13 protein-coding genes and 8 tRNA genes are annotated in these 18470 nt (G+C 44.5%); 16 read left to right on the top strand and 5 right to left on the bottom strand.

The features are described 5' to 3' along the window. The first annotated feature begins 4 nt into the window (after positions 1-4). The 12 genes from MZ182_RS14445 (at position 5) to MZ182_RS14390 (ending at position 6224) form a co-directional block, all read left to right on the top strand. A complete protein-coding gene (locus MZ182_RS14445; RefSeq protein WP_411028074.1) occupies positions 5-475 on the top strand; it encodes a regulatory protein RecX in 471 nt (156 codons plus the stop codon). A gap of 340 nt (positions 476-815) precedes the next feature. Further along, positions 816-3440, top strand: coding sequence for an alanine--tRNA ligase (gene alaS / locus MZ182_RS14440; protein ID WP_248065786.1), 2625 nt, complete (start codon positions 816-818; stop codon positions 3438-3440). A 9-nt stretch (positions 3441-3449) separates the two neighbouring features. Next, complete coding sequence (locus MZ182_RS14435; RefSeq protein WP_011788618.1) at positions 3450-4706, top strand: aspartate kinase; 1257 nt, start codon at positions 3450-3452, stop codon at positions 4704-4706. A gap of 118 nt (positions 4707-4824) precedes the next feature. Then, positions 4825-5022: a carbon storage regulator CsrA gene (gene csrA / locus MZ182_RS14430; protein ID WP_007649794.1), complete on the top strand. Its 198-nt coding sequence runs from the start codon at positions 4825-4827 to the stop codon at positions 5020-5022. 205 nt (positions 5023-5227) lie between these two features. Beyond that, positions 5228-5319 (top strand) — tRNA-Ser (locus MZ182_RS14425). 22 nt (positions 5320-5341) lie between these two features. Next, a tRNA-Arg gene (locus MZ182_RS14420) sits at positions 5342-5418 on the top strand. Positions 5419-5442: 24 nt separating this feature from the next. Further along, a tRNA-Arg gene (locus MZ182_RS14415) sits at positions 5443-5519 on the top strand. A gap of 87 nt (positions 5520-5606) precedes the next feature. Further along, positions 5607-5683, top strand: a tRNA-Arg gene (locus MZ182_RS14410). A gap of 42 nt (positions 5684-5725) precedes the next feature. After that, positions 5726-5802 (top strand) — tRNA-Arg (locus tag MZ182_RS14405). A 44-nt stretch (positions 5803-5846) separates the two neighbouring features. Next, positions 5847-5923: transfer RNA gene (locus MZ182_RS14400), tRNA-Arg, on the top strand. Positions 5924-5958: 35 nt separating this feature from the next. Then, a tRNA-Ser gene (locus tag MZ182_RS14395) sits at positions 5959-6050 on the top strand. Between the two features lie 97 nt (positions 6051-6147). Continuing rightward, a tRNA-Arg gene (locus MZ182_RS14390) sits at positions 6148-6224 on the top strand. A 338-nt stretch (positions 6225-6562) separates the two neighbouring features. Here the strand turns inward: MZ182_RS14390 and MZ182_RS14385 are convergent. From MZ182_RS14385 to hpf, 3 genes are all read right to left on the bottom strand, one after another. Continuing rightward, positions 6563-9439: a valine--tRNA ligase gene (locus tag MZ182_RS14385; RefSeq protein ID WP_248065787.1), complete on the bottom strand. Its 2877-nt coding sequence runs from the start codon at positions 9437-9439 to the stop codon at positions 6563-6565. Positions 9440-9454: 15 nt separating this feature from the next. Next, a complete protein-coding gene (locus MZ182_RS14380) occupies positions 9455-9967 on the bottom strand; it encodes a DNA polymerase III subunit chi (RefSeq protein ID WP_248065788.1) in 513 nt (170 codons plus the stop codon). A gap of 1247 nt (positions 9968-11214) precedes the next feature. After that, positions 11215-11574, bottom strand: coding sequence for a ribosome hibernation-promoting factor, HPF/YfiA family (gene hpf / locus MZ182_RS14375; RefSeq protein ID WP_011788621.1), 360 nt, complete (start codon positions 11572-11574; stop codon positions 11215-11217). A 297-nt stretch (positions 11575-11871) separates the two neighbouring features. On the opposite strand from hpf, the gene MZ182_RS14370 reads away from it, so the two are divergent. After that, entirely contained in the window at positions 11872-12564 is a 693-nt protein-coding gene (locus MZ182_RS14370) for a cytochrome b/b6 domain-containing protein (protein WP_014611053.1), read from the top strand. 99 nt (positions 12565-12663) lie between these two features. Here the strand turns inward: MZ182_RS14370 and MZ182_RS14365 are convergent, their stop codons facing one another. Then, on the bottom strand, positions 12664-13113 hold the full coding sequence (locus MZ182_RS14365; RefSeq protein ID WP_011788623.1) for a c-type cytochrome: 450 nt from the start codon (positions 13111-13113) through the stop codon (positions 12664-12666). 188 nt (positions 13114-13301) lie between these two features. On the opposite strand from MZ182_RS14365, the gene trpR reads away from it, so the two are divergent. After that, positions 13302-13577: a trp operon repressor gene (gene trpR, locus MZ182_RS14360; RefSeq protein WP_011788624.1), complete on the top strand. Its 276-nt coding sequence runs from the start codon at positions 13302-13304 to the stop codon at positions 13575-13577. 146 nt (positions 13578-13723) lie between these two features. On the opposite strand, the gene slyD is transcribed toward trpR, so the two are convergent. Further along, positions 13724-14380, bottom strand: coding sequence for a peptidylprolyl isomerase (slyD, locus tag MZ182_RS14355; protein WP_011788625.1), 657 nt, complete (start codon positions 14378-14380; stop codon positions 13724-13726). A gap of 641 nt (positions 14381-15021) precedes the next feature. On the opposite strand from slyD, the gene thrA reads away from it, so the two are divergent. Both thrA and thrB read left to right on the top strand, forming a co-directional pair. Beyond that, positions 15022-17490, top strand: a complete 2469-nt coding sequence (gene thrA / locus MZ182_RS14350; RefSeq protein WP_248065789.1) for a bifunctional aspartate kinase/homoserine dehydrogenase I — start codon at positions 15022-15024, stop codon at positions 17488-17490. After that, on the top strand, positions 17487-18449 hold the full coding sequence (thrB, locus tag MZ182_RS14345) for a homoserine kinase (RefSeq protein WP_248065790.1): 963 nt from the start codon (positions 17487-17489) through the stop codon (positions 18447-18449). The genes thrA and thrB overlap by 4 nt, the downstream gene beginning before the upstream one ends. Positions 18450-18470: the final 21 nt, after the last annotated feature.

Below are 18470 nucleotides of genomic sequence, written 5' to 3'. Positions count from 1 at the left end.
CCAAATCGCGGTAGCGCTGCTAGCGCGCCGCGATTATTCCCGCCAACAAATTCGTGATAAATTGCTCGATAAAGGTTTCGAACTTAACGATATAGAACCTGTACTTGATGCTTGCGAATCCTCTGGTTTTATTAATGATGCGCGTTATGCAGAGTTGTTGGTGCGTAGCCACATCAGCCGAGGCCATGGTGCAATACGTATCCGCCAAGCAATAGCACAGAAAGGCTTATCTAAAGATTGTATTGAAACCGCTTTGGTCAATTGTGATTGTGATTGGTTTGAGCTAGCAAAAGACAAAGCTACAAAAAAATATGGTGTTCCCCGCGTGACAGAAGTGAAGGGCTCTAAAGCTCGGGAACTTATTGCAAAGGAAAAGGCTAAACGTGTGCGTTTTTTAATGGGCCAAGGCTTTAGCTACGATCAAATCAGTTATGCATTAGATTCAGATCCCAATGATCCCGACGAAGATGATTAACGCCCTAATTCAAAAGTGATGATTTGAAGCTAAGGCTGTAAAAACTCATCTACATATCACCTACGGGCTTTGAAGCCTTCTGGTTTCTCGTTGTGCTCACTTGCTTGAAAATTGTCCTTATCGCGACAAACCTACACTGTCTTCAATTATTCCTTATCCTGCCGTTTTGCCTCTAGTGGCTCTGGTGTAGCCTATTCAAGCTAAAATATTAAATTCCTGATGTGTATATCACCAATCAAGACTGGTTGTCTTTCCTTAGTCTGCTTATAATGCTGGGCAAATAGAAATGCGGCTGCCCTATGGTGTAGCTGGTAATGCTTATCCAATTCAGGACGATTTCATGTATCAAACTACAGCAGAGCTTAGAAGTGCTTTCCTCGAATTTTTCCGCAGCCACGGTCATCAGGTTGTGGACAGTAGTTCATTAGTGCCAGGCAACGATCCAACTCTTTTATTTACCAATGCGGGCATGAACCAATTTAAGGACGTGTTTCTTGGCATGGATAAACGCAATTACACGCGTGCGACCACTGCTCAACGTTGTGTACGCGCTGGCGGTAAACATAATGATTTAGATAATGTGGGATATACCGCCCGTCACCATACTTTCTTCGAAATGTTAGGTAACTTCAGCTTTGGGGATTATTTCAAAGAAGAAGCGATTCGTTTTGGTTGGTCATTTTTAACTGAAACCTTAAAGCTGCCGAAAGAACGTCTGTGCGTCACTATTTACCAAACTGACGATGAAGCCTTTGAAATTTGGAATAAAAAGATTGGTGTAGCCGCTGAAAATATCATTCGTATCGGTGATAACAAGGGCGCACCTTACGCTTCAGATAACTTCTGGCAAATGGGTGACACTGGTCCTTGTGGTCCTTGTACCGAGATTTTCTATGACCATGGTGATCATATTTGGGGTGGACGTCCTGGTAGCCCAGAAGAAGATGGCGATCGTTTCATCGAAATTTGGAATATTGTATTCATGCAATACAATCGCCAAGCTTCAGGCGAAATGTTGCCGCTACCAAAACCTTCTGTCGATACAGGTATGGGGATCGAACGTATTGCTGCGATTATGCAAGGCGTACATTCTAACTATGAAATCGATATCTTCCGTGCTCTTATTGCCAAAGCCGCAGAAATTATCGGCGTGACTGATTTATCCAATAAATCACTACGCGTTATTGCTGACCATATTCGTTCATGTGCATTTTTAGTGGCCGATGGTGTAATGCCATCTAACGAAGGCCGTGGCTATGTGCTGCGCCGTATTATCCGCCGCGCCGTGCGTCATGGTAATAAGTTAGGTGCGACAGAAGCCTTTTTCTACAAATTAGTTCCGACGCTGATTGATGTGATGGGGGATGCAGCCAAAGGGCTCGCTGAAACTCAAGTTATTGTTGAAAAAGCACTTAAAGCGGAGGAGGAGCAGTTTGCTCGTACTTTAGAGCGTGGTTTAGGTATTTTAGACGCAGCCTTAAGCGAATTAACCGGTGACACTTTAGACGGTGAAACCGTATTCAAACTCTATGATACCTACGGTTTTCCAATGGATTTAACCGCAGACGTTTGTCGTGAGCGTAATATTATTGTCGATGAGGCAGGTTTTGAAGCGGCAATGGCTGAGCAACGTAGCCGCGCCCAAGCAGCGGGTAACTTTGGTGCCGATTACAATGCGGCATTGAAAATTGACGCCGAAACAGCATTCTGCGGTTACACCGAACTTGTGGGTCAAGCAAAAGTCACCGCGATTTATCAAAACGGCGAGTTAGTGACGGCTATTAAAGCGGGTGATGAAGCGGTTCTTGTGCTAGACGTGACACCTTTCTATGCTGAATCGGGCGGTCAAGTGGGCGATAAAGGCCAATTGGTTGCGAACGGTATTGAATTTACGGTAAACGATACGCAAAAGTATGGTCAAGCAACAGGCCATCAAGGTGTCTTAGTCGCAGGGAGCTTGAGTATTGGCCAAATGGTTGAGGCTAAGGTTGATAAAAAATTACGTCACCGTACTCAGTTAAACCATTCTGTTACGCATTTATTGCATGCCGCACTGCGCCAAATGCTTGGTACGCATGTCACGCAAAAAGGGTCGCTGGTTGATCCTGAGCGTTTACGTTTCGATTTCTCTCATTTCGAAGCAGTCAAACCTGCGGAACTAAAGCAAGTCGAAGAATTAGTGAATACCCAAATTCGCCGTAACCACGAGCTGAAAGTCGCTGAAATGGCGATTGATGAAGCTAAAGAAAAAGGTGCTATGGCACTCTTTGGTGAGAAGTACGATGCACAGGTTCGTGTTGTCACTATGGGCGATTTCTCTATCGAATTGTGTGGTGGTACCCATGTGGGCCGCACTGGTGATATCGGCTTATTTAAGATCACCTCAGAAGCGGGCATTGCAGCAGGTGTGCGCCGTATAGAAGCTGTGACAGGGGCCGCGGCTATGGCTTATGTGGCGCAGCAACAGGCTGAGCTGGAAGAGGCGGCTGCCTTGTTAAAAGGCGATACTCATTCAGTGGTTGCTAAGTTAAAAGCACAACTCGATAAAATGAAACAACTTGAAAAAGACATGGCGCAGCTAAAAGATAAATTAGCGGCGGCTGCGAGTGCTGACTTAGTGGGCGATGCTGTGGTTGTTAATGGCGTGAATGTACTTATCAAAAAACTAGATGGCGTTGAGGCTGGTTCACTTCGCGGTTTACAAGATGAATTAAAGCAAAAACTAAAATCTGCCATTATTGTGTTGGGTACGGCTCAAGAAGGCAAAGTGAATCTGATTGCTGGCGTGAGTAACGACTTAGTTGGCAAAGTCAAAGCGGGTGAGCTAGTCGCTATGGTCGCTGCACAAGTGGGCGGCAAGGGCGGTGGTCGTCCAGATATGGCGCAAGCGGGTGGTAGCCAACCAGAAAATCTGGATGCGGCCTTAGCTCAAGTATTACCTTGGATTACTGAGCGTTTAGCTTAAGAGGTTGCTGTGCCTGAAAAACGAAAGCTTAGTCGTAGCAAGCTTTTTGTGAAAAAGTTTGGTGGCACTTCGGTGGGTTCTATAGAACGTATTGAAGTGGTTGCCGAACAGATTGCAAAGTCCGCTCGCAGTGGTGAACAACAGGTACTCGTGCTCTCTGCTATGGCAGGGGAGACAAATAGACTTTTCGCACTTGCCGCGCAAGTTGACCCCCGTGCTTCGGCGCGGGAACTCGATATGCTTGTCTCAACAGGCGAACAAGTGAGTATCGCATTGATGGCGATAGCTTTGCAGCGACGTGGTATTAAGGCTAAGTCGCTCACGGGAGATCAAGTTCAAATCCATACCAATAGTCATTTTGGTCGCGCAAGTATTGAGAATGTCGATACTGGCTATCTAGAGTCACTGCTTGATGATGGAATTGTGCCGATAGTCGCAGGGTTTCAAGGGATTGATCCTAACGGAGATGTAACGACCCTTGGGCGTGGAGGGTCTGATACCACTGCGGTTGCGTTAGCTGCTGCACTTAACGCTGATGAGTGCCAAATTTTCACTGATGTTGCTGGTGTCTTCACAACCGATCCAAATATTGATAGTAATGCGCGTTGTCTTGATGTCATTGGCTTTGATGTTATGCTCGAAATGGCCAAACTGGGAGCTAAGGTGTTACATCCTGACTCGGTTGAATATGCCGAACGTTTTCGAGTGCCTTTGCGAGTGTTATCTAGTTTTGAAGTTGGTCAAGGTACCCTAATTCAATTTGGTACCGAATCTGACGTGATAAGTGCTTCCTTGGTGCAGGGGATTGCGATCAATAAAGCGTTAGCAACATTAACGATTGATGGCTTATTAACGACGAGTGAACATTACCAAGCCTTGTTAGCTTGTTTGTCTCGCCTTGAAATCGATGTGGAGTTTATCACCCCGCTCAGATTAAATGAGGATGCTCCCGCAGGGTGTGTAAGTTTTATGCTTGCAGAAGCAAAAGTGGATATTTTATTGCACGAGCTTGAAGCATTGAGTACAAGTCTTGAGCTTGGTCAATTGATTGTTGAGCGTCAACGTGCAAAAGTATCTTTAGTTGGCAAAGGTTTACAGGCAAAAATGGGATTATTGACTAAGATGTTAGATGTCTTGGGTAATGAAACAATCCATGCTAAGTTACTCTCGACGTCGGAGAGTAAATTATCAACCGTTATCGATGAAAGGGACTTGCACAAAGCGGTTCGGGCGTTACATCACGCTTTCGAGCTAAATAAGGTGTAATTAAATAACCGTTTGAGTATTGAATACTATTAATTTGTACTAAGCTGACCTTATAATAAGCCCATCTACCGGATGAGTGCCGTGTGTAAGCTGAATTAAGAAATAAAGGAGCTATCGAATGCTGATTTTGACTCGTCGTGTTGGCGAAACACTGATGATTGGTGACGAAGTCACTGTTACAGTGCTGGGGGTAAAAGGAAATCAGGTGCGTATCGGTGTTAACGCACCTAAAGAGGTTTCTGTTCACCGTGAAGAAATCTATCAACGTATCCAATCTGAAAAATCGGGTTCACCATCGGAAGGTGGTAACTTTTAATACTGCGCTATGGCGAGGGTATTACGGCGACAGAAGAGTCAGTTTTTTAACTGACTTTTTTATTTTTTAGACCGAAAGATTGGCGTAAATCAATACATTGGCTTGATATAACAGCAATGTGATTAAAAACAGTTCAAATGGGATCTGTTTCTGAAAAAGGGTTTGACTTATTTTCGTCAAACAGTAATATGTGCGCCAAGAAAACGGAGAGGTGGCCGAGTGGCCGAAGGCGCTCCCCTGCTAAGGGAGTATGGGCTTTAACTCCCATCGAGGGTTCGAATCCCTCCTTCTCCGCCATTTCTTACCGATAGAAAACAGTGCGCGTGTAGCTCAGCTGGATAGAGTACCTGGCTACGAACCAGGCGGTCGGAGGTTCGACTCCTTCCACGCGCACCATTTTTTATTGAAGCAATACAAGTCGCGCATGTAGCTCAGCTGGATAGAGTACCTGGCTACGAACCAGGCGGTCGGAGGTTCGACTCCTTCCATGCGCACCATCTCTGCATTAGTTAATCTTTAACTCATCAGTTTTGAATTTCAATTTGAAATTTTGTAGTTAGTTGCTTCTAGTAAGTTATAAAAATGCGCGTGTAGCTCAGCTGGATAGAGTACCTGGCTACGAACCAGGCGGTCGGAGGTTCGACTCCTTCCACGCGCACCAATTAAATCTCAATGCTTTTGTGTTGCGATAAAAAGTTAAAATGCGCATGTAGCTCAGCTGGATAGAGTACCTGGCTACGAACCAGGCGGTCGGAGGTTCGACTCCTTCCATGCGCACCAAATTAGTTGATAAGCGGTATGGTCTATCAGCGAAAAGTAAAAATGCGCGTGTAGCTCAGCTGGATAGAGTACCTGGCTACGAACCAGGCGGTCGGAGGTTCGACTCCTTCCACGCGCACCAATTATGTAAGCATTGCTTACGAATGTAGATTTTGCGGAGAGGTGGCCGAGTGGCCGAAGGCGCTCCCCTGCTAAGGGAGTATGGGCTTTAACTCCCATCGAGGGTTCGAATCCCTCCTTCTCCGCCATTCTATTTCTTAGTCGAAGAAATAGATTTGCGAGATAAAGATACTTATTCTAGACTCAATTTCGGTAGGCTCTAGTTAGAAGTAAAAAACAATTTTTGCGCATGTAGCTCAGCTGGATAGAGTACCTGGCTACGAACCAGGCGGTCGGAGGTTCGACTCCTTCCATGCGCACCATATAGATAAGCCCTGCAAGCAATTGCAGGGCTTTTTTATTAGTTGTCTAAGTTTTACTTCCCACCTCTTTTAAGTTCATATCCTGCCGACTGCTCACTATGGGAAATTAGGTATTCAGGATTTTCATCTACTTCGCTTTAAGAATCGTTAAGTGGTTTTAATGCGGTGTAGTAGGTTAATGAAGCCATGTTTAGAATTGGTTTGGATTTAACAAAGCGTCAGACTTAAGATAACCTGTGGTTTCAGCGTCTATACATACAAGAAGGGCAGCCACTAGGCTGCCCTTCATTCAGTTGAATCAGTCAATCATAGCAAGTCAATCAGAGCATGAGAGAAGGTTAAGCTTCTAACTTAGCGAACTCAGATTTTTGTTCGTTGAGCTTATCCATATCTCGCTTGAGATCGGCCATCTTAGCGCGCTCTTTGTCGATAACCTCGGCTGGGGCTTTTGCCACAAAACCTTGGTTCGACAATTTACCTTCGATGCGAGCGATCTCTTGGCCGAGCTTTTCAAGCTGTTTGTCGATACGGGCCATTTCGGCGGCAACATCGATTAAACCTGCCATTGGGATTAACAGTTCCATTTCACCAATCAAACCTGTGGTCGACATAGGCGCAGTTTCGCCATCGGCTAAAATGGTCATGCTTTCTAGGCGAGCAAGCGTAGTAAAGAAGGTTTGGTTGGCTTCAACACGGGCTTTATCCTGCGCGCTAACACCACGAAGTAGGGCATTTAATGGCTTAGATGGGGCAATGTTCAGTTCGGCGCGAATGTTACGTACAGCGACAATCACTTGCTTAACCCACTCTAAATCGGCCATTGCTGCGCTATCGACTTTAGCGGCATCAAATGTTGGGAACGGTGCCAGCATAATGGTATCACCAGCGACACCAGCTAACGGTTTAACGCGTTGCCAAATGGTTTCAGTAATATATGGCATCATAGGGTGCATCAGGCGCTGCATCGCTTCGAGCACCGTCACTAAGGTGTGGCGAGTACCGCGCATTTGCGCTTCACTGCCGTTTTGCAATACCGGTTTAGTTAACTCTAAGTACCAATCGCAGAACTGGTTCCAAGTGAACTCATACAGGGTATTGGCCGCTAAGTCGAAACGATAGGCCGCCATGTGATCGTCAAAGGTCTTAACGGTTTGATTGAACAAGCCGATAATCCAGCGATCGGCTAGTGATAGTTCTAGCTCACCACCTTTGTATTCTGGTGAGCCAGGGCCACAATCTTGATCTTCTGTGTTCATCAGTACGTAGCGCGAGGCGTTCCACAACTTGTTACAGAAGCTGCGGTAACCGTCTAAGCGCTTCATATCCCAGTTGATGTCACGGCCCGTTGATGCCATTGCGGCAAGCGTAAAGCGTAGTGCATCAGTACCGTGGGCTTCGATGCCATTTTCAAACTCTTTGCGGGTGCTCTTTTCTATTTTAGCGGCCAGTTGTGGCTGCATCATGTTGCCGGTACGTTTTTCAACTAAATCTTCAAGTCCGATACCGTCGATCATATCTAATGGATCGAGTACGTTACCCTTAGATTTTGACATCTTGTTACCCGCTTCATCGCGGATAAGGCCGGTCACGTAGACGGTTTTGAATGGGACTTGTGGCTTGCCGTCTTCATCTTTGATGAAGTGCATGGTCATCATGATCATACGGGCAACCCAGAAGAAGATGATGTCAAAACCTGTCACCAACACGTCGGTTGGGTGGAAGGTTTTTAAATCTTCTACATTGTCAGGCCAGCCTAATGTAGAGAAAGTCCACAGAGCAGAGCTGAACCAAGTGTCCAGTACGTCTTCGTCTTGGCGTAATGTCATTGAATCGCTGATATTGTGCTTAGCACGGACGTCGGCTTCGTTGCGGCCGACATAGACTTTACCGTTTTCGTCGTACCATGCAGGGATGCGGTGACCCCACCACAATTGACGTGAAATACACCAGTCTTGAATATCACGCATCCACGAGAAGTACATGTTCTCGTATTGCTGCGGCACAAACTTGATGCTGCCATTTTCAACGGCTTCGATAGCGGTTTTCGCCATTGGCGCAACAGCCACATACCATTGGTCGGTCAGCATAGGTTCGATAACTACACCTGAACGATCACCATAAGGGACTTTTAAGGCGTGAGGCGCGATTTTTTCCAGCAGACCTAAAGTGTCAAATTCGGCGACGATAGCATCGCGTGCTTTAAAACGGTCAAGTCCGGCAAAGCGTTCAGGTAAGCTGCCATCGAGGGTTTTGTTAAAGGTACCGTCAGAGTTCACCACTTCGGCGCTCACGCGAATGGCGGCATCTAAGGTCAGCACGTTGAACATGGGCAGGTTGTGACGTTTACCGACTTCATAGTCGTTAAAGTCATGGGCTGGGGTGATCTTCACGCAACCTGTACCAAAGGCCATGTCGACGTAATCGTCGGCCACGATAGGAATGCGGCGATTTACTATTGGCAGCAGAATATATTTGCCAATCAACGCTTGATAACGTTCATCATCGGGATGGACTGCAACCGCACTGTCGCCGAGCATAGTTTCTGGACGTGTGGTAGCGACTTCTAAGTAGTCTTTACCATCGGCGGTTAGCTCACCGTCGGCCAGTGGATAACGCAGGTGCCACATATGGCCCTGTTTTTCTTTGCTTTCCACTTCTAAATCAGAGATAGCCGTGTGCAGCTTTGGATCCCAGTTGACCAAACGCTTGCCGCGATAAATCAACTCGTCTTCGTACAGACGCACAAACACTTCTTGCACGGCCTTGGACAAGCCTTCGTCCATAGTGAAACGCTCGCGGTCCCAATCAACAGAGGCACCCATACGACGTAGCTGCTTAGTGATAGTGCCACCCGATTGTGCTTTCCATTCCCACACTTTACCCATAAAGGCATCGCGACCTAGGTCATGGCGATTCTTGCCTTCTTCGGCTTCAAGTTTACGCTCTACCAACATTTGGGTGGCGATACCCGCATGGTCAGTACCGACTTGCCATAGGGTATTTTTGCCTTTCATCCGTTGGTAACGGGTTAAGGTATCCATGATGGTGTCTTGGAAGGCGTGGCCCATGTGCAAGCTGCCCGTCACGTTAGGTGGCGGGATCATGATGCAATAATTGCCTTTGGATTCATCACCGTGTGGTTTGAAGTAACCTTGCGCTTCCCAGTTTTGGTAAAGCGTTTGCTCGATGGATTGCGGATCGTATGTTTTTTCCATGGGAACGTATCTGTCTCAAACTAAATTAAGTGGATGTGTTGCTAAATTATGGGTCGTTAATTCGATCCCTAGGTCGCGATATTGCCTATAGCGTTCACGGGCAACGGCTTTATGCTGATCGTCATTGGCAACAAAATCGATGATTTGACCAAAGTTTACCGCAAATGGGGGGGCTTGGTCTGCAATATTAATCAGAAGTTGACGACTTTTATTGGCCCCAAGGGGGTCAAAACCTATTTCAACTGGGGCACCAGTGATAGGTCCTTCACCTTTCAAGTTGTGAGGTACAAATGCTGTTGGCTCAAATTGCCATAATAATTCATCAATCTCTAAAGCTAAGTTTTTGTCTTGACAATGAATATAGACTAATTGTTGCTTAATATAAGCTTGCTGAGCTAATTGACATGCAAAAAGGTGCATTGCTCCTAAAGCCGCATTGGTATTGGCTACAGTGCTTATGGCTGACTGGATCGCGATATGACCAGATTGTGCCACTGGTGGCATCAGATAAAACAGCGCTTGAGTCATAATTTCAATGCCTTGCATGAATGCGAACAACTAAGGGAGGAGTTTACACTAAAAGATGAGTTTGGTTAATGGAGCTCCGAGCGTTTTGATTCTTATGAGACTATTCATAAAATGAAAAAGCGCACCCGAAGGTGCGCTGGTTTTAGTATAAGATCTGGTCAAACGAGTTTATCCTCCTTATTAATCAGTGAATATGGAACCAAGTTTACCTTATTTATCAGTGTATTGTTTGCATACATTAAACAATTGTACTACTAACAACTAACTCACTTGTACTCGGTTTACATTTATCAATAAACGGTTTACGGCTTATAGTGTGTACTAGGTACATTTTTCTGCTAAGCAGTAGGGCCATATCACTCGTTTAGCTTACTTTAGTTTATCTTACTTTAGTTTATCTTAGTTATTACAATTGCAGCTTTAACTTAAAGCACTTAACATTTTTACTGTTTATCAAACTTACATACTAACATTGGAAATTACCGCTAAGTGAGTATTTACCTTAATCAAGCATAAACCACTCTCTTTAACACCCTCCTAATAATTTAGTGGATAACTATTTGACATATTAGCCTTGTTAGATTGAATACCTCTTAGTCTTGAGCGAAAACCTAAATTTAAAAACAGATACTTATTAGGATTTTCTGACTTTAGTGGTTATTTACTTAAGTTACTCCTTAAATATAAATGCTAAAGAGATATAACTACATTTTTGAAGTTCATTTTATCTGTTAAATACAATTGCTTTTGCTAATATAGTTTTTACATACTCCTTATATTCATGAAAACATAAACGTATTGAGTTTGTCTTAGGTGTTAGGGTAAATACTTTTAAGAACGATTAGTTTTTGTCAGTTACCTCCTTTTCTATCAAGTATGTTGGTTGAAAGTGGAGCCTGTAAAACTGTGTATATCAGTATAAAAGTCTATGGTGCGTTAGATGAGATTAGCTAAATTTTTACTTGTTCAACGGTTAACTATGGTTTCATTAATTATGTTTCTGATGGCCTCCTATTGTTACATTAAGCTATTTACATTTTTTAATCTTTTTGACTTATATTCACATCACTTCGATTCTTGCTGTCACTTAGTAAAGTGTAGTAGGTATTTAATTGAACACCTAGTTTTTGCTCATCATAAAGATGATTTTATCTAGCTTTTGCATAAAACTGTGTCCAACGTAAATGACTTCTACTTTTATGCCTCTCAAAGTGATGTGTCTCGCACTTACATTAACACTAAATAAATTAAGCGGCATCTTCCTCCTCATATTCGTCAATTGCATCTACATCGTCAGTGTCGGTATGTACTAATGAAGCAAAACGCTGTGCTTCGGGTTTATGGGTTAATCGATTGAGTTGTTTCTCTAATTTTTGACCCATGGCAGTAATTGCTGCATAAAGGTTCTCGTGTTTTGCTTGAGCAAAAAGTTCTCCATTTGGGATGCCAACCGATGCTTCAATCTTGAAACCTGGTTTCTCCTCTGTAATGATCACGTGGGGATTAATCAACTGCACATCGTGTCTAGAAAGTTTCTCAAAACGGCTTTCAATACGTTCACGGATTGGGGCAGTGACTTCTAGTTGTTTGCTCGTAATCTTTAGCATATGTCGAACCTTCTGTTGTTTCCTTGGATTTCAGAGTACCAACCTTAGCTGTATAAAACGAGATCTAAATCACAAAAATTCCCCATTTGGATACTGTTCGCTGGATATTTGATCGCTTAGACAATTTTCAATTATTCTTAGCTTGAAAGCCTTGTATTCCTCACCGAACAGGGGCATATTCGATAAGTTAACTCTGCAGCCTTTTCCTGATTTTCCTATATTTACTTTAAATTTATCAGCAAATCCCTTTAAAATACGTCTACTTATTTTATTCGTTCGCTCGAGTAGGTCTTATTTATGAAAACCGAATATATCAAAGTTAAAGTATGGGATTTACCTACACGTATTTTCCATTGGGTTATGGTGATGCTCATGGGCTTGTTATGGTGGAGTGCGGATGCCGGTGAAATGCAATGGCATCAAATTTTTGCATACAGTTTGCTGAGCTTGATTGCTTTTCGATTTGTGTGGGGATTTGTTGGTAGTGATACATCTAAATTTAGCCACTTTATTTGTCATCCTAAAGTTGCGTTGAAATACCTCAATGAAGTGCGAACTAAGGGAATATCTTTTGTACTTGGGCATAACCCTGTAGGGGGGTATATGGTCATTGCATTGATTACTGTGATTAGCCTACAAATAGTGACAGGATTGTTTGCAACCGACGATATTTTTACTGAAGGGCCGCTATATAGTTATGTTAGTTCAAGTACAAGTGCATCAATGACTTGGCTACATAAGACGAACTTTAATCTTATTTTATTGTTGAGTGCTATTCATATATTGGCTGTCATTATTCATGCAATCAAAGGGGATAAATTGATTGGAGCCATGTTGACTGGTGATAAAAAGATTTCTAAGACGGAGTTGTCTTCATATCAACAAGTTAATCCATTGTTTAAATCCGGATGGATTGCCTTAGTACTTTTTGCTGTTTTGGCTGCTGTTATTTTTTCTTATTTAGTTTGGCCTATTGTACGAGTGCTTTAGTCATCACGCGGTAAATGTTACATGAGAAAAGTAAGTGATAAGGTTGCATTAACGAAAAAGCCTGCTTAAAGCAGGCTTTTTCGTTAATGCTTAAGAAAATTAGTCTTTCTTATAAGCATCGTGACAACCTTTACAGCTTTTACCTGTATTCATAAAGGCGTCTTTGATTGCAGCCTGATCGCCTTGTTGCGCAACAGTTGCTAAAATGGCGGCATTTTCTTGGAATGTTTTCATTTTTGCATCGAAATCGGCTTTATCTTGCCAGATTTTCGCTAAGGCTTCAGTATCGCCTTTATCTGACCCTTCAATAAATCCCTCGATTGGTAGCATCGAAAGCGCAGCAACATTCGTTGCACGCATAGCGAAGGTTTTGGCTTCGAAAGGTTTTTTACCTTTCATCATCGCACCCATATCACCAAAATTATAGGCAATAAGGCTAAATGCAGATTGGCGGTATTCAATTGCATCTTTAGCATCTTCGAAATTATGTGCTTGTGCTGCTGAAACGAATAAGGTGCTAGCAACGAGGGTAAGTAGTAATTTTTTCATAGTATTCTCACAAATTAGCGTCGAAGTGTGACATTGCGCCTCTATTGTACACAAATTAACTTGATGTACTAGAAGCATTTTTGTCAGTTTTTGTCTAGATGTAATCAAGAAGCGTAACAAGTTATTTGTTAGAGAAACAAATCTGGTAAACTGCCATGTAATGCTTTAACAGTAGTTATGGGGCGATTATGCGAGCAAATTGGGACTTAGTATTAAACAAGATTTTGAGTCATGGAAATTATGAAGATCTTTTTATGCTCCTTCATTTACTGTTAACTGAAGATGAGCGAAGTGCCATTGCTGGGCGGCTTAAAGTTTTCCAGCTACTGCTAAATAGTGAAATGAGTCAACGTCAGATTGCAGCAGAATTTGAAGTCAGTATTGCCACTATTACTCGGTGCTCTAATTACCTTAAAAATATGACTCCCGAGCATAGAGCGAAAATTCAGACATTAATAAGTTAGTGGAAAGAGATGTTTTTAAGGAAAAGTTCAATAAAAATGAGGCGCTTCCTTTTTAAGAAAGTACCTCATAATGCAAAATTTGTGGTCGAGTTTATTTAAACTCGACCTATATCTATAAATACTGAGCTTAAGTGTTAAAGCTCAAACTAGCCGCGGCAACCACAGCCGCCATTGCCATCACAACCTGCTTTGGGTGTATCACAGGCTTCGTGATCATGCTCGTGGTGGTGATCATGGTCATGCTCTGAACCACCACAGCAACCACCTGTTTCCTTGCCGGAACCACCGCAGCATCCACCACCATGATCATGATCGTGTCCATGGCTGCCACAGCCACCTTGGGCATGAATGTGGCCATGAGCGATTTCTTCGGCTGAGGCTTCACGAACGTCAACGATTTCGACGCTGAAATTGAGCGATTGGCCCGCTAAAGGATGGTTGCCATCGACGATAACGACATTATCTTTTACTTCGATGACTTGAACAGGGCGTTGGCCCATTTCAGTTTCGGCGATGAAACGCATACCAGGGACGATATCTTCGATATCACCAAAGGCTTCTAATGGCACGGCTTGACGTAGGCCATCGTGATAAGGGCCATAGGCTTCTTCGGCACTAATAGTGACATCGAGTTTTTCGCCTTTGCTTTTACCGTCTAATGCGGCTTCTAAACCTGGGATCAGGTTTTCAGTGCCGTGTAGATATAGCATAGGTTCAGAGTCGAAAGAGTCTTCTAATAGTCTGCCTTCTTGATCTGATAAACGGTAATGAATGGTTACCGCGCTGTGTTGAGTGATCTTCATATCGCCTCCAATTCGTAATGTGCGCGCATAATAACGTGCTTTTTTAGTGCTGGCGATAATTTGAAGTGGCTTATGTTAGATATCGCACAGGTTTTTTTTAGGAAAATTTGTCGGTGCTTTACGGTAGAAAGGATGAGTAATGTGATTTTTGCTCGTTAGCCGGTCAATTTAGCCTGAGTGATGAGGTAGAACAAATAACGCATTATTTTAAAGTGCACTATAAATAATTAGATGTAAAACAAATGATTATCTAATGTTTTTTGTGCAGTGTTACGTTGACGTCAACAGTTATCTATTGAGTAAATCGCATTTTTACCCCTAGAAAACTTCATATTAACGAATCTTGATGCAGTATTTTATCGAGCGTTAATATTTGCCTATAAATAATCCATTTTAGGGGTTGACAAGCGCGGGTAAAAAAAGCAATTCTGTTTATCAAGAAATTAACATGGATTAGCCAAAACACATGCATAGCCTAGGTTTCGTAGTAACTACCATTATTACAACCACCACTACAACAACAGTGGGGGCGGGCTGATACACCCTAAAGAATTTTAACGATGAGCCCGCTTCCCACAAAGAAGCGGGCTTTTTTGTTTCTAGCTCTTATTTCTAAGTCGGGCGCGGTACAGGAGAACAAGATGAAAGTAATGAAATTTGGTGGTACCTCGCTTGCAAATTGGCAGCGATTCTCGATGGCGGCGGATATCGTTGCCAAGTCATCTAAGCTTGAGCCAATAGCCACAGTGCTATCTGCCCCGGCGACTGTGACAAATGCGTTACTAGAAATGGTTGATGTAGCCGTTAAAGGTGAAGATTATTCGTCTGTGCTGCAGCATGTTGAGCGGGTATTTACCTCGCTATACCAAGATGCCGTTACTTCAATGTTGTCGAGTGAGCAGAGTGAACAGCTCTTTTCTGGACTTAATGCGCAGCTGGTGATTTGGCAGGATAGATTACGTGGCATTAGCTTACTGCAAGAGTGTCCCGATGGCATACGTGCTGAAATCGTGGTGGCAGGTGAGCGTTTATCTGCAGCCTTGATGGAACAAGTGATGCTATCTAAGGGGATCACGTCGGCTCAACTCGATCCGCGCGCCTTGTTTCTAGGTCGTGGTCGGCCGTTAGAATCCGTGGTCGATATCGCTGTGAGTAAGCCAAGGTTTCGTGCGTTGGCATTAGGTGAAAAACGCGTATGGGTAATGCCGGGTTTCACCGCCGCCGATGAACAGGGCAAAGTGGTGACATTAGGCCGTAATGGTTCGGACTATTCTGCTGCCGTGCTGGCCGCTTGTTTAGATGCGTCAAGTTGTGAGATCTGGACTGATGTTGACGGCGTTTATAATACTGATCCCCGTGTGGTTGCCGACGCTAAGCTGTTGTCACAACTCAGCTATCAAGAGGCGATGGAACTCTCCTATTTTGGCGCTAAAGTGCTGCATCCTAAGACGATTGCGCCCATCGCTCAGTTCCATATTCCCTGTTATATCAAAAATAGTTTTAACCCCGATGCGCCCGGCACTCTGGTATCAAACCAAGCCGATGAAACTGGCTTGCAGGTTAAAGCTATCTCCAATTTAGATAACCAGACCATGTTCGATATATCAGGCCCAGGCATGAAAGGCATGGTTGGCATGGCGAGCCGTACTCTCGCGGCGATTTCCCGCAGCGGCGTGTCAGTCTCTTTAATCACCCAAAGCTCCTCTGAATACAGTATTAGCTTCTGTGTGGCGACGTCTGACTCGGCCAAAGTGAAATGGGCCTTAGAGCAAGAGTTTGAATTAGAAATAAAAAGTGACTTGCTTGAACCTATCGCTATGCGTCATGAGCTCGCCATCGTTTCTTTGATTGGTGATGGCATGCGCACCCATAAAGGGGTGGCGGCGCGTTTCTTCCAAGCGTTAGCGCAGGCAAGCGTGAACATTATCGCCATCGCCCAAGGTTCGTCCGAGCGCTCGATTTCGACTGTGATCGAGCAGCGTAAGACTAAGCATGCGGTGGCGGCTTGTCATCAAGGCTTTTTCGATGTGCAGCAGTATTTAGATGTGTTTTTAGTGGGTTGCGGCAATGTGGGCGCAGGCCTGCTCGAGCAGATAAAACAACAGTCCGCCATGCTTAAAGAGCAGCACATCAGTATCCGTGTTTGCGGCATAGTGAATTCGAACAAGATGCTACTCGACAGTGCGGGCATCGATTTAAGCAATTGGTCTAGCTTGCTTGCCGATAGTCAGCAAGCCTGCGATATCCCTGCGTTACTTGCATGGGTGAAAGAGCAACAATTGCTTAATCCTGTGCTGGTGGATTGCACCTCGAGTGAGCAAGTATCGGATCTGTATTTGGATGTGATGAACTCAGGATTGCATGTGGTCACGCCGAACAAAAAGTCGAACACTCGCGATTATGCTTATTATCAAGCACTTCGCCAAACGGCATTAAAACAGCGTCGCCAATTCTTATATGAAACTACAGTCGGTGCAGGTTTACCTGTGATCGATAACCTGAAAAAACTGTTATTTGCGGGTGACAAACTGCATAAGTTTAACGGTATTTTATCGGGTTCTTTATCCTTTATCTTCGGCATGCTGGATGAAGGCATGACACTTTCTGAAGCAACCGGTCTGGCGCGGGAAAAATGTTTTACTGAGCCCGATCCCCGTGATGATTTGAGTGGTATGGATGTGGCGCGTAAAGTGCTCATTCTTGCCCGTGAAGTGGGACTAAAGTTAGAGCTCAGTGATGTGCAGGTTGAATCGGTATTGCCAGCCGAGTTTGATGATTCAGGTGATGTTGAAAGCTTTATGGCACGTTTGCCGCAGGTTGATGCTGCTATTGCCGCTAAAGTGGCGCAGGCCAAAGCCCAAGGTAAAGTGTTGCGTTATGTGGGGCAAATTGAAGACGGCGTCTGCCGTGTGCGTATCGCCGAAGTCGATGCACAGGATCCGCTTTATAGTGTTAAAGGCGGTGAAAATGCCTTGGCATTCTATAGCCGTTATTATCAGCCTATTCCCTTTGTGCTGCGCGGTTATGGCGCAGGAACGGAAGTGACCGCTGCTGGTGCCTTTGCCGATGTATTAAGAACTTTGAATTGGACCCGTGAGGTGAATGTATGAGTTTGACGGTTTACGCTCCAGCCTCTATGGGTAACGTGGGCGTCGGATTTGATTTATTGGGCGCCGCTTTGGCGCCTATCGATGGCAGTTTACTCGGCGACAGAGTGACTATCGCCGCGGCAGCGTCGGGTGTGAGTCTTATGCAAACCGGCGCTTGGGCCCATAAACTGCCTGATAATCCGCAAGACAATATTGTGTACCAATGTGCCGAATTTTTCTTAACAGCCATAAGTAAGGAGTTTTTAACTGCGCTGGGTAAAGCAGATGAAGGCGTGGCACTCACACTGGAAAAGAACCTGCCCGTCGGCAGTGGTTTAGGTTCGAGTGCAAGTTCAGTTGTGGCGGCGTTATATGCACTGAATGAACATTTTGACAGACCTTATAACGAGCAAGCACTGCTGGAACTGATGGGCGAGTTTGAAGGAAAGATCAGCGGCAGTGTGCACTATGACAACGTCGCCCCCTGTTACTTGGGCGGCATGCAATTAATGCTCAATGTGCCGGGGACAGTTTGCGAAGCAATACCGAGCTTTAAAGAATGGTATTGGGTTGTGGCCTATCCTGGGATTTCACTCTCGACGGCGATGATGCGTAAACTCATGCCAGATCAATATGATAAAAGTGTCACTATCGATTTTGGCCGTTATTTAAGCGCCTTTGTGCATGCGTCTTATCAGCAGAATGCCAAGCTTGCGATCAGCGTATTAAAGGATGTGTTAGCCGAGCCTTACCGCGCCGCCGCGATTCCCGGTTACGACAATGCTAGAGTCGCGTTAGCCGATTTAGGCATGTTGACTACGGGGATTTCGGGCAGCGGCCCAACGCTGTTTTCGATTACCGATGATTTAGCCACGGCAAATACCGCTAAAGCTTGGTTAGAGCAGCATTATTTAACCGAGGCGGGTGGCTTTGCCCACGTGTGTCGCCTCGATGAGCAAGGCACGCGTAGGGTCGATTAATAGTTAATTTAGCTAAGACTA

The organism is Shewanella sp. JNE2 (assembly GCF_023159115.1).
Classification (GTDB): domain Bacteria; phylum Pseudomonadota; class Gammaproteobacteria; order Enterobacterales; family Shewanellaceae; genus Shewanella; species Shewanella putrefaciens.
The sequence above is the reverse complement of the archived record's forward strand: the minus strand, read 5'-3'. Positions and strand labels throughout refer to the sequence as shown.

Bases quoted from the DNA above. Each gene is read 5' to 3' on its own strand.
- MZ182_RS14385 (WP_248065787.1), bottom strand. From the start codon at position 9,439: ATGGAAAAAACATACGATCCGCAATCCATCGAGCAAACGCTTTACCAA.
- slyD (WP_011788625.1), bottom strand. From the start codon at position 14,380: ATGAAGATCACTCAACACAGCGCGGTAACCATTCATTACCGTTTATCA.
- trpR (WP_011788624.1), top strand. From the start codon at position 13,302: ATGCGAGCAAATTGGGACTTAGTATTAAACAAGATTTTGAGTCATGGA.
- thrB (WP_248065790.1), top strand. From the start codon at position 17,487: ATGAGTTTGACGGTTTACGCTCCAGCCTCTATGGGTAACGTGGGCGTC.
- hpf (WP_011788621.1), bottom strand. From the start codon at position 11,574: ATGCTAAAGATTACGAGCAAACAACTAGAAGTCACTGCCCCAATCCGT.
- thrA (WP_248065789.1), top strand. From the start codon at position 15,022: ATGAAAGTAATGAAATTTGGTGGTACCTCGCTTGCAAATTGGCAGCGA.
- csrA (WP_007649794.1), top strand. From the start codon at position 4,825: ATGCTGATTTTGACTCGTCGTGTTGGCGAAACACTGATGATTGGTGAC.
- MZ182_RS14365 (WP_011788623.1), bottom strand. From the start codon at position 13,113: ATGAAAAAATTACTACTTACCCTCGTTGCTAGCACCTTATTCGTTTCA.
- MZ182_RS14370 (WP_014611053.1), top strand. From the start codon at position 11,872: ATGAAAACCGAATATATCAAAGTTAAAGTATGGGATTTACCTACACGT.
- alaS (WP_248065786.1), top strand. From the start codon at position 816: ATGTATCAAACTACAGCAGAGCTTAGAAGTGCTTTCCTCGAATTTTTC.
- MZ182_RS14380 (WP_248065788.1), bottom strand. From the start codon at position 9,967: ATGACTCAAGCGCTGTTTTATCTGATGCCACCAGTGGCACAATCTGGT.